The 17,111-nt window shown below is 30.6% G+C and carries 15 protein-coding genes; 3 read left to right on the top strand and 12 right to left on the bottom strand.

What is annotated here, in order from left to right:
- Positions 1-64: 64 nt before the first annotated feature.
- From dnaG to ACSIGC_RS12925, 11 genes are all read right to left on the bottom strand, one after another.
- Complete coding sequence (dnaG, locus tag ACSIGC_RS12975) at positions 65-2,083, bottom strand: DNA primase (protein ID WP_442265238.1); 2,019 nt, start codon at positions 2,081-2,083, stop codon at positions 65-67.
- 228 nt (positions 2,084-2,311) lie between these two features.
- Positions 2,312-3,550 (bottom strand): ATP-dependent Clp protease ATP-binding subunit ClpX, encoded by a 1,239-nt coding sequence (gene clpX / locus ACSIGC_RS12970; RefSeq protein WP_442265237.1) that lies wholly within the window; start codon positions 3,548-3,550, stop codon positions 2,312-2,314.
- A gap of 34 nt (positions 3,551-3,584) precedes the next feature.
- Positions 3,585-4,244: an ATP-dependent Clp endopeptidase proteolytic subunit ClpP gene (gene clpP, locus ACSIGC_RS12965; protein ID WP_299677428.1), complete on the bottom strand. Its 660-nt coding sequence runs from the start codon at positions 4,242-4,244 to the stop codon at positions 3,585-3,587.
- A gap of 366 nt (positions 4,245-4,610) precedes the next feature.
- On the bottom strand, positions 4,611-5,930 hold the full coding sequence (locus ACSIGC_RS12960; protein WP_442265236.1) for a tetratricopeptide repeat protein: 1,320 nt from the start codon (positions 5,928-5,930) through the stop codon (positions 4,611-4,613).
- Positions 5,931-6,714: 784 nt separating this feature from the next.
- Complete coding sequence (locus ACSIGC_RS12955; protein ID WP_442265235.1) at positions 6,715-6,879, bottom strand: hypothetical protein; 165 nt, start codon at positions 6,877-6,879, stop codon at positions 6,715-6,717.
- Between the two features lie 486 nt (positions 6,880-7,365).
- Positions 7,366-8,679: an NADH:ubiquinone reductase (Na(+)-transporting) subunit F gene (nqrF, locus tag ACSIGC_RS12950; protein WP_442267766.1), complete on the bottom strand. Its 1,314-nt coding sequence runs from the start codon at positions 8,677-8,679 to the stop codon at positions 7,366-7,368.
- 2 nt (positions 8,680-8,681) lie between these two features.
- Complete coding sequence (gene nqrE, locus ACSIGC_RS12945) at positions 8,682-9,422, bottom strand: NADH:ubiquinone reductase (Na(+)-transporting) subunit E (protein ID WP_299677412.1); 741 nt, start codon at positions 9,420-9,422, stop codon at positions 8,682-8,684.
- 26 nt (positions 9,423-9,448) lie between these two features.
- Positions 9,449-10,093, bottom strand: a complete 645-nt coding sequence (locus ACSIGC_RS12940; RefSeq protein ID WP_095074484.1) for an NADH:ubiquinone reductase (Na(+)-transporting) subunit D — start codon at positions 10,091-10,093, stop codon at positions 9,449-9,451.
- Between the two features lies 1 nt (position 10,094).
- Positions 10,095-10,835 carry a Na(+)-translocating NADH-quinone reductase subunit C gene (locus tag ACSIGC_RS12935; protein WP_442265234.1) on the bottom strand — a complete coding sequence of 247 codons (741 nt, stop codon included), beginning with the start codon at positions 10,833-10,835 and terminating at the stop codon, positions 10,095-10,097.
- A 2-nt stretch (positions 10,836-10,837) separates the two neighbouring features.
- A complete protein-coding gene (locus tag ACSIGC_RS12930; RefSeq protein WP_442265233.1) occupies positions 10,838-12,043 on the bottom strand; it encodes an NADH:ubiquinone reductase (Na(+)-transporting) subunit B in 1,206 nt (401 codons plus the stop codon).
- A gap of 4 nt (positions 12,044-12,047) precedes the next feature.
- A complete protein-coding gene (locus ACSIGC_RS12925) occupies positions 12,048-13,394 on the bottom strand; it encodes a Na(+)-translocating NADH-quinone reductase subunit A (RefSeq protein ID WP_442265232.1) in 1,347 nt (448 codons plus the stop codon).
- Positions 13,395-13,555: 161 nt separating this feature from the next.
- On the opposite strand from ACSIGC_RS12925, the gene ACSIGC_RS12920 reads away from it, so the two are divergent.
- From ACSIGC_RS12920 to ACSIGC_RS12910, 3 genes are read left to right on the top strand one after another with little or no spacing between them, the layout of a single operon-like run.
- Positions 13,556-14,773, top strand: coding sequence for a DUF5103 domain-containing protein (locus ACSIGC_RS12920; protein WP_442265231.1), 1,218 nt, complete (start codon positions 13,556-13,558; stop codon positions 14,771-14,773).
- A gap of 46 nt (positions 14,774-14,819) precedes the next feature.
- Positions 14,820-15,206, top strand: a complete 387-nt coding sequence (gene apaG / locus ACSIGC_RS12915) for a Co2+/Mg2+ efflux protein ApaG (RefSeq protein ID WP_442265230.1) — start codon at positions 14,820-14,822, stop codon at positions 15,204-15,206.
- On the top strand, positions 15,206-16,324 hold the full coding sequence (locus ACSIGC_RS12910) for a DUF3667 domain-containing protein (RefSeq protein ID WP_442265229.1): 1,119 nt from the start codon (positions 15,206-15,208) through the stop codon (positions 16,322-16,324). The genes apaG and ACSIGC_RS12910 overlap by 1 nt, the downstream gene beginning before the upstream one ends.
- On the opposite strand, the gene ACSIGC_RS12905 is transcribed toward ACSIGC_RS12910, so the two are convergent.
- Positions 16,313-17,020 (bottom strand): NRDE family protein, encoded by a 708-nt coding sequence (locus ACSIGC_RS12905; protein ID WP_442265228.1) that lies wholly within the window; start codon positions 17,018-17,020, stop codon positions 16,313-16,315. The two genes, ACSIGC_RS12910 and ACSIGC_RS12905, sit on opposite strands and share 12 nt — an antisense overlap.
- Positions 17,021-17,111: the final 91 nt, after the last annotated feature.

The following is a 17,111-nucleotide window of genomic DNA, read 5'->3' as shown; positions in this document are numbered from 1 at the left end:
TTTTTTGTTTCTGTTTCTTTCTTTCGGACTACGAATATATAAAAAAATGTTAAAAATCAAAAAGTTAAATCACCCTACTAAGCTTTTCGTACAATAATTTTTTTAGTTCAATGTAGTTTACAACTTCTTCTTTTAGTTCATTATATAGATTTGTATCTTCAGTTTCATCTTCTTTATCAGATGAAGTTTTTGATAATTCTTGACCTTTACTCACTATATCCAGCAATTTTCTCTCTACCAAAACTCTCCTTAAATTAAGAATAGCATCTGTTACTAATTTTGGTAAAATTTTACCCACTTCTGTAATCACAATATCCTTTCTACTCCAATCACTTAACTGATACCTCTCTTCGTCCATCAATATATTTGTTACCACTTCAGCGATTGTAGGGTTTTCATTTGCTATAAGCTTATCTATAGAGATTTTTTCATCTTGGTTTAGCTGATGTATAATTTCGTAATAAACCACTCTAAAAACTTCATTAGAAAACTCTATTTCATCTTCTTGCAAATTTAAATACAACTCATTAGAAACTGTATTGATATATTCTTCTTTTTCTAAAATTGGTCTTCCATGTTTATCATGTGCATTTACCCAATTAACAAACCCAACCTCCTCATTTCCATACAATAATAAAATTCTAATTATTTCCTTTTCCAACAAAAGAAGGCTATCTACTTTTGGTTTTTTAGAACTTTCCCTTACAGGTTGCATTTGTGGTTTAGCAGAAGCTTGATTTCTATTTCTTTCTACTCTAGTTTCACCACCTCCCCTATTAATTAACTGTGCTAATTCGCTAAAAAGTACTCGTTCGGAAATATCCATAATACGAGCACATTCTTGCACATACACTTCTCTTTGAATTCCATCAGGGATTTTTGAAATACTTGTTACAATATCTCGAATTAATCCTGCTTTTTTAACCGGATCGTTTTGAGCATCTTTAATTAATAACGATACTTTAAAATCGATAAAATCTTGAGCTGTTTCTTCTAAATATTTTTTTAATTCTGCATCGGAATGTGATTTTGCAAAACTATCAGGATCTTCTCCTTCAGGAAAAGTTACTACTTTTACATTCATTCCTTGCTCTAGAATAAGATCTATACCACGTAAAGAAGCTCGAATACCGGCAGCATCTCCATCAAAAAGTACCGTAATATTATTAGTTAAACGGTTTATCAATCGGATTTGATCTGGAGTTAAGGCTGTTCCTGAAGAAGCTACAACATTTTCTATTCCTGATTGATGGAAAGAAATTACATCGGTATATCCTTCTACAAGAAAACAATTATCTTGCTTTGCAATCTCTTTCTTAGCATGGTACAATCCGTAAAGAATTTTACTCTTATGATAAATATCGCTTTCTGGAGAATTTAAATACTTAGCAGCTTTTTTATCATTGGTTAAAATTCTCCCTCCAAAACCAAGTATTCTACCAGACATACTATGGATTGGAAACATAACTCTTCCTTTAAATCTATCGAAAGTTCTTACTTTTTCTCCACCTTCTTTTACAATAGTTAACCCTGTAGATTTTAAATACTTTAAATCGTATCCTTTAGCTAGAGCTGCTTTTGTAAAATTATCCCATTCATCTTTACAATAACCTAAGTCAAACTTTTCTATTGTGTCTTCTCTGAAACCACGTTCTTTAAAATACGAAAGTCCTATTGCTCGACCTTTTTGGGTATTCATTAAAACATCATGAAAGTAATCTTTAGCAAATTTTGAAACCAGAAACATGCTTTCTCGTTCATTCATTTGCTCTTTTTGCTCATCACTTTGTTCTGTTTCTTCAATTTCTATATTGTACTTTTTCGCTAACCATCGAATTGCTTCAGGATAGGTAAAATGTTCGTGCTCCATTAAAAATGAAATCGAATTCCCTCCTTTTCCAGTACTAAAGTCTTTCCATATTTGTTTTACAGGAGACACCATAAAAGAAGGAGTTCTTTCATCTGTAAAGGGGCTTAACCCTTTAAAATTACTTCCTGCTTTTTTCAATTGAACAAACTCTCCAATCACCTCCTCTACTCGAGCAGCTTCGAAAACTTTTTCTATGGTTTGTTGGGTAATCATCTATAAAAATTGAAGCGCAAATATAGTTTTGTTCTTCTATGAAAACTAATATTTAAATCAATCAAATTTAATAAAACCTTATTTAATAATATTTTTTAGTCTTTTATAACTCAGTCTCAAAGATATTTAACAAAAAAAGCATCGAGATAAACTCAATGCTTTAAATATTTTTTTTTAAAAAACCTGTCAACCTAATTTAGGACGACTTATTTTTTGAATAAAAACTTTTTAAGATGCTGCTTTTAATTTCTGCAAAGCCTTCTTTGTTAATTTTTCTTCTGCATATTCTCTTGTTACTTCAAACTCTTTTATCTCTGAACCTGGTAATTCGAACATCGCATCTGTTAAAATTGCTTCACATAATGAACGTAAACCTCTAGCTCCTAACTTATATTCAACAGCCATATCTACAATATACTGTAAAGCATCTTCTGTCATAGAAAACTCAACATCATCCATAGAAAATAACTTTGTATATTGCTTTACTATTGAATTTTTAGGTTCTGTAAGAATCGCTCTTAATGTTTTTGCATCTAAAGGATTCATGTAGCTTAAAACTGGTAAACGACCTATAATTTCTGGTATTAAACCAAAAGATTTTAAATCTGCAGGTATGATATATTGAAGTAAATTATCCTCATCAATTTTATCTTCATCTATAGAAGCACTATACCCTACAGCTTGCATATTTAATCGTTTACTAATGATTCTGTCTATACCCGAGAATGCTCCACCCGCTACAAATAAGATATCTTTTGTATCTACTTGTATAAATTTTTGTTCTGGATGTTTCCTTCCTCCTTTAGGTGCTACATTTACAATTGCTCCTTCAAGTAACTTTAACAAAGCTTGTTGAACACCTTCTCCTGAGACATCTCTAGTTATAGAAGGATTATCCCCTTTACGAGCAATCTTATCAATCTCATCTATAAAAACAATTCCTCTTTCTGCTTTTTCTACATCATAATCAGCAGCTTGCAATAGCCTGCTTAATATACTTTCTACATCTTCTCCAACATATCCTGCTTGAGTTAATACTGTAGCGTCTACAATAGCAAAAGGAACATTTAGCATTTTAGCGATAGTTCTAGCTACTAATGTTTTACCTGTACCTGTTTCTCCTACTAATACAATATTTGATTTTTCAATCTCAACACCATCGTTTGGAGATTTAGATTGTAGCAATCTTTTATAATGATTGTATACTGCAACAGACATTGCTTTTTTAGTTTGCTCTTGTCCTACAATATATTCATCTAAGAAAGATTTTATTTCTATTGGTTTTTTTAAGATTAGATCATTAGAGAGACTTGTTGTTTTTGCTTCTGCAATTTCCTCCTCCACTATTCCATGTGCTTGCTCGATACAACGATCACAAATATGTGCATCCATACCTGCAATTAATAAATCTGTTTCCGCTTTTTTGCGTCCACAAAACGAACATTCTAAATTTTGATCTTGTGACATATTAATTTACTACATTTTCTATTATAATCTTAGCTTACTTTCTGCTAAGTACTTCATCAATCATTCCGTATTCTTTCGCTTCGTCTGCTTTCATCCAATAATCACGATCAGAATCTTCATGAACTTTATCGAAAGGTTGCCCTGAATGATTAGAAATAATGTTGTAAAGTTCAGTTTTTAACTTTCCTATTTCCTTTACAGTAATTTCCATATCAGAAGCTTGACCTTGAGCTCCGCCTAAAGGTTGGTGGATCATTATTCTTGAATGTGGTAATGCAGAACGCTTACCTTTTTCTCCTGCACACATTAAAACTGCTCCCATTGAAGCTGCCATACCAGTACAAATTGTTGCTACATCTGGTTTAATAAATTGCATAGTATCGTAAATACCTAAACCAGCATAAACTCCACCTCCTGGAGAATTAATGTATATTGAAATATCTTTGTTTGAATCTACACTTTCTAAGAATAATAACTGAGCTTGAATCACATTTGCAATTTGATCGTTTATTCCTGTTCCTAAAAAAATAATACGATCCATCATTAAACGCGAAAAAACGTCCATTTGTGCAACATTTAATTGACGCTCTTCAATGATATATGGAGTTAAGCTACTTGTTATTTTATTATAATATGTGCTACTGATACCGTGGTGTTTAGTAGCATACTTTTCAAATTCTTTTCCGTAATCCATTATATAAGATTTGTTTTAAAGTTACAAACGTTAAAGATACAAAGATTTTTTTGTTAAAAAACAGTTTACTTTTGTTATTGAAACGCTAAAAACAAAAGTAGAAAACATGAAAAAAAGCATTCCTAAAAGCAAAAATTTTCTCTTATATTTTAAATTTAGCACAATATTATTCCAATAAAAAAACCAGTAAAAATTTACTGGTTTAGATTAACTACTTATCTAGGGATAATTTATTCAAATTAATTTAGGGATTATTAAATGGTGGAAACCACGCCCGTGTAGTTTTTGAAAACTCTTCACTTTACAAAAGTAACCTCTTAATTCAAAAAACGAAACAAAGTTAAGGTAACAAAAAGTGACAAATCACTATAAACTTTGAATAAACCTCTCTAATTCTTGATTTTTAGGCACTTTCATTTTTTTACGGATTCTATAGCGTAATGATTTAACCGAATCGATACTTGAATTCCTAATTGATGCTATTTCTTTTATTGACAAATTTAACCTTAAAAAAGTACAGACTTCTCTTTCTGTTTTAGTAAGTTCTGGAAATTTATCAATAATAATTTGATCAAAACCATGATTAACTGCGTTGATTTTATCTTGTAACGATGATAACTTATTTTCTGTTCCTATTTGATTTTGCAATTTTAGCAATAACACATTCGCATAATTCTTTACATCATCTGAAGTAGATTTATTTTTATCGTCTTTAATTTGTTTAGATAAACGTTTAATAAACTCTAATCTCATTGTATTATCTGCTATTAAACTTTTTAATTCAGATTCTGAAACTTTTATTTTCTGTGATAAAATTTCTTTTTTTAACTTTTCTTTTTCGAATTTATCTCTAATTCTTTTAGCTCTAGTTTTATAATCTCGCCATAGTAATAAACCAATAATTAATGTAAAAAAAAGTATTAAAATTACAATTAAAACATATGATCTTAATTCTAATTCTTTTTTATTGGCTAATATTTCTAAATCTTTCTTTTTAACTTCAAACTCTCTTTTTAACTCTAATTCTTTTATTTGCTTCTGTTTTTTTAAATCAAAAATAGAATCAGAATATTTCTTGTGTAAAACCTGGTACTGATATGCTTTTTCATATTGCTTTAAATGATAAAGTACTTTTCCTTTAACATCTGTCACTTTAGATAACCTAAATTTAAATCCATCTTTCTTAGCTATAGCTTCAGAAGAATCTAAGTACTTTAGTGATTTTTCATATTCTTTTAATTTATAGTACGAATACGCGATGTTAAAATATGTTATGGCTACATTTCTTTTACTATGATTGTTTTTTATATATTCTATGTTGTTTAAATGAACCTCTAATGACTTATCATAACGATTTTGAAAAGCATAAAGAATTGCCATATCATTGTTTACATTACTTAACCTAAGCTCGTTATTAGTTTTTTTAAAAATAGTAAGGGCTTTATTATAATAAAATAATGAAGAATCTATTTGTCTTAATCTCCTAAAAGATCCTCCCATACTGGTGTAACATCTACCTAACAATGTAGAGTCGTTCATTTTCAAAGCTAACGAAACTGATTTTCTATAACTTAGCAAAGCTCTTCTATTTTCATTCAAATTTTTTTGTACTCTACCTTCTCTTAAAAATAAATCAGCAACATTTAATGAATCTTGTAGTTTATTGTATATTTTTTTTGCATTCATAAAATACATTAAACTTTCTGTATAATTCCCTTTTCTATAAGCTATACTACCAAAGAATCGTAAAATATTTGCTTGCTGAATAGAATCTTCATTTGAGACTAAACTTTTTGCTTCGTTAAAATATATTATAGATTTATCTAAGTCTTTTTCTAAAAAATAATCTCCTTTTTTAATTAAATAATTGAGTTTATTATCATATTCTTTTATTCCTTCTAAATCTTTTCGGATTATTAAATAAGTAGAATCTATGTTCTGAGCATTAGTTAAAACGCTACAAACAAAAAAGTTGTTATGATATATTTCTTAAACATTTAACAAATTTCAAAAAAAAACCAGCAATAATATTGCTGGTGCATACTACAAATTTGGGCAATTTAATTCAAATTAAATTAGGGATTATTAAAATAGGGAAATTACCCTGTAGTTTTAAAACTATTTGAGAAACAAATGTATAAGAAGTAAGCAAATTTCAAAGAAATTAATGGTAACAAAAAGTGACAAAACTTTTACAAACCATGAATAAAACACACTAATCATTGACTTACAGATATTTATACTTCTCCTCTAATCCTATACCTCAAAGCTATTATTTCGTCTATACTTGAGTTTCTTAATAACACAATCACTTTGATCGATAAATTTAGAAGTGAAAAAAACAAACTTTCAGTTTATATTGTAAAGATTTATTCTGTTTTTTTACATAAAACACTTAGAAGCTACAATTGAATATACTGGTGCAACACTTAATTTTATCATCTGAATTTTTAATACTTTAAATGCATTTTTAAGGCTTTATTACTCTTGTAGTCGTTTCATTTTCTTTCTTCATTTTTTGCTTTGAAAATTGAAATAGCCTTACGTTAGAAAGTAAAAGAAGAATCAATTTTTTTAACCCTATATATGCTACCTCATAATACATTATAGGATGTACTGATAATAATACTATCATTTTTGAATAAAGCTAATCATAGTGCTTCTTAAACATAACTACAGATGTTTTATAATCGCCTAGCAGCTTATTTATTATTCAATTATGAATAGCCTCGGCTATTTTTAATGTGTTATTTAAATCATAATAAAGCTTTTTGGACTCTATTCCAAACTTCATACTCTTATTAAAATTTTCACAATTCCTATAAATCAAACCTATTTTTTAAAAACATCAACTTTATTAACTAGATCATCTTTTTTTTAATTTTCTCTGCTTGTAACTAATATCATTCAGCTTTAGCGTTATCTTTTTTATATAAATGATGCTATATCAAGTACAAATTTCACTTTTTAACATCATAATTAACGGTAGAGTCTAATTTCTGTATGACCTTTAAAATTGATATTAAAAAAACAAAAAAATAGCTTTCTTAGAAATTTATGTATTAAATACAAAAAAAAACCAGCATTCGTGCTGGTTTTTTTTATTGTATGTGATTTTTTCTTATCCTCCAAAGTCATCAAAACGGATATTTTCGTCATCAAGACCAAAATCTTCACCCATTTTTTGTACTGCTTTGTTCATTAATGGTGGTCCACAGAAATATAATTCTAAATCTTCAGGACTATCATGTTTCGATAAATATTGATCTATTACAACTTGGTGAATAAAACCAACAAAACCGTCACCTGATTCATCGTTAATATCTGTTTTAACTTTCCAGTTATCTTTCTCTAACGGTTCAGATAACGCTAAATAAAACTTAAAGTTTGGAAAATCTTTTTCTAATGCTCTAAAGTAGTGGATATAGAATAATTCTGCTTTAGAACGACCTCCATACCAATATGTTACTTTTCTACCAGTTTTTAAAGTTCTAAATAAATGATAAATGTGAGAACGCATTGGTGCCATACCAGCTCCACCACCTACATATAACATTTCTGCTTCAGAATCATTAATAAAGAATTCTCCATAAGGTCCTGAAATCGTTACTTTATCACCTGGTTTTTGGTTAAAAATATAAGAAGATGCTACTCCAGGATTTACATCCATCCATGCATTTTTAGCTCTATCCCATGGCGGAGTTGCAATACGAACATTTAACATAATTTCTCTTCCTTCTGCTGGGTAAGAAGCCATAGAATATGCTCTTTCTACAGTCTCATCATTCTTCATTACTAATGGCCACAATCCAAATTTATCCCAATCTGCTTTGAATTTATCTGGTTCACCTGGATGATCATCTGGGTGAGCAGTAATATCCATACCTTCATATTTTACTTCACATTGAGGTATTTCTATCTGAATATATCCACCCGCTTTGTAGTCCATTTCTTCAGGAATTTCAACTACAAATTCTTTAATAAAAGTTGCTACGTTATAATTTCTTACAACAACTGCCTCCCATTTCTTAATTCCAAAAATTTCTTCTGGAATAGAGATATCCATATCTTGCTTTACCTTAACCTGACAAGCTAAACGGATACCGTGTTGTAATTCTTTTCTCGTAAAGTGAGGTGTTTCTGTTGGTAAAGCTTCACCTCCACCAGAATTTACATGACACTCACACTGGACACAAGAACCACCACCACCACATGCAGATGGTAAGAAAATCTTTTGATTACCTAATGTAGATAATAACGTTCCACCTGATGGTACTTCGATAGTTTTTTCACCATTGATCGTAATTTTAACTGGACCAGATGGTGCTAATTTTTGCTTTACAAATAATAACAGTGCTACCAATAACAAAGTAACTGCTAAAAAAGCGACTACGGTTATTGCAACTGTTCCTCCTGTACTTACTTCTAAAAACATCATTACTTTGTAATTTCTTTAGTGTTATTTGCTAATTTTTCAGCTTTCTTATCTACATCCTCTTTAACCTCTACCTTCACTTCTGCTTTAGTAGTAGCTCCTTCTTTCTTTGGCGCATCATCTCCACCAGTTAACATTCCACCGAAACTCATGAATCCGATAGCCATTAAACCAGTGATGATAAATGTAATTCCCAATCCTCTTAATGGACCTGGAACTTGAGAATATCTGATTTTCTCACGGATAGCAGCGATTGCTAAAATAGCTAAGAACCAACCGATTCCTGAACCAATTCCGTAAACAAAAGATAATCCTAAAGTTGGAATCTCACGAGACTGCATAAATAAAGAACCTCCTAAAATCGCACAGTTTACAGCGATTAATGGTAAGAAAATACCTAAAGAGTTATATAATGCTGGTGCAAATTTCTCAACGATAATCTCTACTAATTGTACCATAGTTGCAATCGTAGCGATAAACATAATGAATGATAAGAAACTTAAATCGTAACCTGCATATTCTTCACCTAACCAAGATAAAGCTCCTGGTTGTAATAAATATTGATCTAATAACCAGTTTACAGGAACCGTTACAGCTAATACGAAAATAACTGCTGCTCCTAAACCTACAGCTGTTGATACTTTTTTAGATACTGCTAAGTAAGAACACATTCCTAAGAACGTAGCAAATACCATGTTATCTATAAATATCGACTTAAAAAATAATTCTATGTACTCTAACATAATTTTTTCTTTTAATGTGTGTTAGACTAATCTTCGATTAATGCTTTATTTCTACTACGTTGTACCCAAATAATGATTCCAACTACGATTAAAGCCATTGGTGATAATAACATAAATCCGTTATTCTCGTAACCGATAGCATATAAACCAGTTTTTTCAATTGGATCTCCTAAAACTTTGAAGCCTAATAAAGTTCCAGAACCTAACAACTCTCTAAAGAATCCTACAATAATTAAGATTACTGCATATCCTAAAGCATTTCCAATACCATCTAAGAATGATCTCCATGGTCCATTTCCTAAAGCAAATGCCTCGAAACGTCCCATAATAATACAGTTTGTAATAATTAATCCAACAAATACCGATAGCGTTTTACTTAACTCATAAGCAAAAGCTTTTAGTACTTGGTCTACAATAATTACTAATGCAGCAACTACGATTAACTGTACGATAATTCTAATTTTTGATGGAATAATATTTCTCATTAATGAGATTACCACGTTACCTACTCCTAATACAAACAATACAGAAATAGACATTACTATTGAAGCTTGTAATTCTGCTGTAATTGCTAAAGCAGAACAAATACCTAATACCTGAATTGTAATCGGGTTATTATCCGCTAACGGATCAGTGATTAGTTTTGCGTCTTTCTTTGATAAAAGTCCCATATTATTTTAATGTTTTAAAGTAAGGCACGTACAATTTCAACTCAGACTTGATCATTGCTGCAACACCGTCACCAGTAATTGTAGCACCTGCAATTGCATCTACCTCATTATCAGTTTTATCTTCATTCTTAGGATCTGCATTAGATTTAGAAACTGCAATTCCTTTGAATTGACCGTTACTCATTAAATCTTCTCCTGCAAAATCATCCATAAAGAAACGTTGCTTAATGTTAGCTCCTAAACCTGGTGTTTCTCCTTTATGATCGAAGAATACTCCTTGAACTACCATATTTTTGTCCATTGCAACATATCCCCAAATCGCATCCCAAAGACCTTTACCTCTAATTGGAGCGATATAAGACATTTTACCATCTTTAGAACCTATAAACAATGGTAATCTTCTTACTTTACCGCTTTTAGCAGCAGCTTGTTCCTTTTTAATATCAATTAAGAAAGCTTCATTATTTTCAGAAATTTTATCTCCTTCAATAACTAATTGCTTTTCGATATGCTTTTTAAATACATCTTCTACTTGATCTTTAGATATAAATGCTACGCTAGTTCCTTCGTTTTCATTTACACCCATAGCGTATAAGATGTTTTGTTGTTTTTCTATTTTCTTATTAGCATCAATCATTGGACGCAACGATGACGCTGTAAAAGCCAACAACGCACCTACTACTAACACCATTCCGATGGCGAATAGTACTGTATATGAATTACTATCTGTCTTGTTACTCATAATTAAGCAGTTTTAACTTTAGCACGTTTTAATCTCTTCTTCACATTACCTTGCACTACGTAATGATCGATTGTTGGAGCAAATACATTCATTAATAAAATCGCTAAGAATACTCCTTCTGGGTAAGCTGGATTGAATACACGAATCATAATCGAAATAAAACCAATTAAGAAACCATAAATCCACTTTCCTTTATTAGTTTGTGAAGCCGTTACTGGGTCTGTTGCCATATATACAGCTCCGAATGCTAAACCTCCAATCATTAAATGATCATACCAAGAAGCACTCATTAATCCGTAAAACTTACTTGTATCTGCAATAATTCCATTACTTGCAACCGCATTAAAGATTAATCCCATTACAGCAGCTCCAATGAAAGTAGAAACGATAATTCTCCAACTACCAATCTTCGTAAAGATTAAGAATGCAGCTCCTAATAAGATTAAAAATGTAGATGTTTCTCCAACAGAACCTGGAATAAATCCGAAGAATTTCTCAAACATTGAATATGCTACTTCTTGATTTTGTGCATAACTACCTAAAATAGTTTCACCAGAAATAGCATCTGCAGTACCTGCTCTATTTACAGCATCGTGAACCCATACTTTATCTCCAGACATCCAAGTTGGATATGCAAAGAATAAAAATGCACGAATTGTTAACGCTGGGTTTAAAATATTCATTCCAGTTCCTCCAAATACTTCTTTACCAATAACAACTCCAAAAGCAACTGCTACCGCAAGCATCCATAATGGTAAATCTACTGGTACTATTAACGGAACTAACATTCCTGTTACTAAATAACCTTCTTCAATTTCGTGTCCTTTAATAATACAGAAAACGAATTCAATTGCTAAACCTACAACATAAGATACAATTACAAGTGGTAATACTTTAATTGCTCCTATCCATAAGTTTGATAAACTCCAAAAGTTACCACTAAAAAAACCTGTAACTCTTTCTACTTCACCAGTAGCTAAGTGATGTTGGTAACCTGCATTTAACATACCGAATAATAAACATGGGATTAAAGCCATGATTACAGTATTCATTGTACGTTTTAAATCATCTGCTGCCTTAATGTGAGTTCCTCCGTGAGTAGTCTCATTTGGCAAGTATAAGAAAGTATGGAAACCATTAAATAGTGGTGCTATTTTTTTTCCTTTATACTTTTCTTTTAAGTTATGTAAATTTTGTTTTAAGCTCATAATCTTATCCTAATTCTTTCATCATCAAGTCTAATCCTTCACGAATAATCTTTTGATGTGGTTGTTTTGATACACAAATAAACTCTGTTAAAGCAAAATCTTCTGGCGCAACTTCATAAGCTCCTAGACCTTCCATTTCATCAAGATCTTTGTACATACAAGCTTTTAATAATTGCATCGGATAGATATCTAACGGGAAAACCTCCTCATAAGCTCCTGTTACTACAAATGCTCTATGTTCTCCGTTAGTATTAGTATTTAAATCATACTTTTTCTTAGGAGTTAACCAAGAGAAAGTTAATGCTCTAGAAGTAGAAATTTTATTAAATATTGGTTTATTCCAACCAAAAAATTCATAATCGTCTCCTTCAGGAATAGCAGTAACTTGGTTATCATAAAAACCTAAAAATCCATCTTCGCTAACTTCTAAACCAGATAAAACGTTACCACTAATAACTCTTGTGTTGTCGTTATTTAAGTTTCCTTTTACTACATCAGAAATTTGTGCTCCAGCGATTACAGAAACATACTTAGGCTCGTTTATTTTAGAACCAGTTAATGCAACTTTTCTTGTAATATTTAACTTACCTGTTAAAAGTAACTCACCTATTACAACTAAATCTTGTGGAGTAACCACCCATACAACCTCACCTTTGTTAATTGGATTAACTTGTGCAATTTGAGTACTTACATTTCCTACTGGATGTGGTCCTTTAACATTATGTAACTCTACTCCTTTAGCAGATGCTAGAGGTGATTTAGCAGAACCAACAGAAACATGAACTTTACCTTCAGTTAATTTTGTTAACGCAGTTAAAGCAGCGTTTAATTCAGCCTCTTTACCTTCTAAAACATAATCATAATCTGCAGCTAAAGGCGCACTGTTATACCCTGACACAAAGATTGCTTTTGGCGCTTGATTTGGATTAGCAACAACATCATACGGACGTTGTTTGATAAAAGGCCAGCATCCAGAAGCAAACAGGTGATTTTTTATCTCTTCACCAGACATTGCATCTACATCTACCTTACCAAAGTCTTTATGATCTTGCGTTCCGTTAGTTGTAATTTTTATCTCTAAAACTTTTCTACGAGCTCCACGAACAACCTCTGTCACTTTACCACTTACAGGACTTGGAAATAAAATACGCTCGTCACTTTTATCGTAAAAAAGTGCCTCACCTGCCTTTACTTCAGTTCCTTCTTTTGCTAAAATTTTTGGGATAACGCCGTGAAAATCATCTGGTCTTACAGCAAAAACACTACCTAATGGAAGTTCGGTAGTTACTTGCTTTGCCTCACCAACGAGCTTTATATCAAGCCCTTTTTTTATACGGATGTCTTTTGACATAGTAACTAATGTATTTGATTTTCTTAAAAAACACGCAAATTTAATTATTTTAAAATCGACCAAGTAGTGAATTAGTGGTATATCTTACAATCACACTCTTATTTATACTTGTTCTAAATAAAAGATTGTTCTTTGGCTTACATTTTGATATTTTTGTAAGCATGAAAAAAATCATTGTTTTTTTAAATCTATTTTTATTTTTCTGCTTTAATACAGCAGGTCAAGAAATTAAAACCATACAACTAAAACCTAGAGGAAATAAAAACCCAGTTCCAATTGCAAGATTAGGCTCTGTTTTAGAATTATCTTTTGATGACTTAGAAGCCGATAATAAAGAATATCAGTATAAAATTCAACACATGACTTACGACTGGAAGCCTAGCAACCTTCAGTCTAATCAATATATAAATGGCTTTGATCAAAATTACATAATAGATGTTACAAACTCATTTAACACGCTACAAAATTACACTCATTACAAATTAACTATACCAAATCAAAATACCACAATCACAAAAAGCGGCAATTATCTATTATCTGTTTTAAATGATTATGATGAAGTTGTTTTTACGCGAAGATTTGTTTTATATGAAGATTTAACTACTGTAGGCGTAAATGTTATTAGAAGCAGAAACACAAAAACTGTAGACACCCAACAAACTGTTCAATTTATTGTAAATCACGAAAACTTATTCATTAACAACCCCAATCAAGAGGTAAAAATTCAACTTTTACAAAACAACATATGGGAAACTGCTGTTACTAACTTAACCCCTCTTTTTATCAGAAACAATCAACTAGTTTACAACAACACCATAAAAACTAATTTTTGGGGAGGAAATGAGTATTTCAATTTTGACAATAAATACATAAGAAATACTAATGTAAATATTGTAAAAACAGAAAGAAGAGATCTTTTCCACAACTACTTATACACAAATATCGAGAGAAACGATAGGCCATACACTTATTACCCAGACATTAACGGACAATTTACTATCAGAACTTTAGACGCAGAAGATGAAGCCTCAGAAGCCGATTATGCTATGATGCATTTTTCGTTAGAAGTATACCAACCTTATGATAAAGATGTTTACGTGTACGGAGCTTTTAATGATTTTCAATTAGAAGAGGAAAATAAAATGACCTATAATTTTGATAAAGGAATTTATGAAGCAAAAATCCTTTTAAAACAGGGATTCTATAATTATACTTATGTCACAGTAGATTCTAATGGAAAAGTAGACCCTACAGAAATTAACGGATCTTTTTTTCAAACAGAAAATGTGTACAATGCTATAATTTATTACAGACCTTTTGGTGGTATTTTTGATAGAGTAATTGGGCTTGGACTTGGATACTTTGATCAAAACAGGTAATTTGCACGAAATTGCTATTGTAAATAAAAAGCATTATATTTAATATATGTTTCAACAGGTCACGAAAGGAATTAAAATATCAGTAAAAACCGCTTTTAACGGTACAATTTACAGAGGATACATGCAACATTATGCCTTTAGTTATTTTATTACCATAAAAAATAATTCCAATGAAACTGTTCAACTACTTGAACGTTTTTGGACTATTTTTGATGCTTTAAACAATAAAGAATACATAGAAGGAGAAGGAGTTGTTGGCCAGATGCCCATAATAAAACCTAACGAAGAATACAATTACAGATCTAACTGTTTTTTACTTTCTTCTGTAGGATCTATGACAGGAAAATACAAAATGATAAATACCGAAACTCAAGAAGAGTTTTTAGTAAACATACCAACTTTTCAACTAACTACGACACCGACGCTTAATTAATGGCGAAAAAAAAACAACTAATTAAAAGTAACGAAACTAACTGTTTAAATTGCGGTTATGAATTCGAAGGACATGAACTATTTTGTCCTGTGTGCGGACAAAAAAACAAAGATAAAAGAATAACTTTTGGCAGTTTTGTTAAAGAGGTTTTTGCAGGGTTCTTTTCTTGGGACGCTAAATTTTGGCGAACCTTAAGACCTTTACTATTTAAACCTGGAAGAGTATCGAAAGATTACATAGAAGGAAAGCGAGTGAAATACAGCAATCCTTTTCGTTTTTATCTTACCACTTCTGTTTTATTTTTTCTTCTTGTCGGCTTAAATAATACAATCAAGGAATATAGAGAATTATCTTCTACAGATATAAAAAATGAGAAAAAAATAACCGTAAAACAAGTTTCCGATTCAATAAAAAAAGAAATTGAAACAGGCAAAAAACAATACATAAACACAGATTTTAGAGGATTCAAAAAAGGCCTACAAGCTGGAATGAAGAACGGGATGAAAGATGGAATTAAAAAAGATTCTAGCTCCACTACCGATAGCATTAAAAAAGGCAATAGCTTTGATAACTTCGTAAAATTTAATACTAAAAACCCTAAATTATCTACAGATGAAGCATTAGACAGCTTAAACGTAGAAAAAAACTTTAGTAACCGTCTTAAATATTCTAAAGCAAAAACATTCTCTTCTCTTATTAACAATGAAGATGGTGTTAAATCTTTTATAGACAACTTAGTCTCTAAAACATCAGTAGCTCTTTTTATACTATTACCAATCTTTGCTTTATTTTTTAAGCTAATTTACATCAGAAGAAAATTTACATACGTTGAACATTTAGTATTCATCTTCCACATACAAACTGTGTTTTTTATCATTTTTATTTTGTTTGTACTATTTGATATTGGATTACCTGAACAAATGGAAACAAATGGCTCAACAGTAATTTCTATTCTAGTTTTAATTTTTATGATTTACCTTTTTATTGCAATGAAAAGGTTTTATAAACAAGGTTTTTTTAAAACTTTAATAAAGTACTTTTTTGTAAACTTAACTTTTATGATGCTTGCAAGTTTAGGAATGTCTGTTCTAACCTTAATAACATTTCTACTTAATTAACACATGAGATACCTCCTCAGAAACATAATCAATATATTTCAAAGAAACAGTTTCTTTATTTTTTAATACAGAAGTTGTTGAGACTGTTTCTACATTTTTTCTTTTCATTTTTATTGAAGTTGTCGTATCTCCTAAATGCTCGTTTTGATGAAAATTCAAAATATCAACTTGATTAAAAACCTCCTTATCACTTAACCAATCTTCAAACCATTCTTTCCTTTGTGCTTTCATTTGTGAACTATACAATGTAGAACTAGACCAAACTCGTGGTTTTTGTGGTAATTTTTCAAAAAACTTTTCTTTTCCTGTCCATATTAATTCATACAATTCTAAATTAACACCCCAATCAACCAAAACAATTGTAAAAGGCTCTATTTCTAACAAATCATAATCTTCAACATCTTTAACAACATTATCCGAACTCAACAACCTTTTAACAATAATCCCTCTACTATACCTGTATTTATCTTTTTTTATATGATTTTCCAAACCTCCATTTAACAAACAGATCAATCTTTCTTTCCCACTAACTCCAATCCAAGTACCACCAGCGAACTTATCTTTAGGATAAAACAAATCCACATTATCTTCGGCATATTTTCGAGGCTCTATAGTTTCTCTTTTAGGATCTTCATCTCTATTAGAAGTTAATATAAAATCATCATTCCCTAATGGTAAGTAAGTAACTGTACACATTTATTATTCGTTTTTAAAATCGTATTATTCACTTTTGTAGTAGTATAATAAAAACTATCATTACAAAAAGATCTAAAAATTGTAACTTTGT

This window comes from Tenacibaculum aquaeponti (genome assembly GCF_052084715.1).
In the GTDB taxonomy this organism is placed as follows: domain Bacteria; phylum Bacteroidota; class Bacteroidia; order Flavobacteriales; family Flavobacteriaceae; genus Polaribacter.
This window is presented reverse-complemented; position numbering and strand designations above follow the sequence as displayed.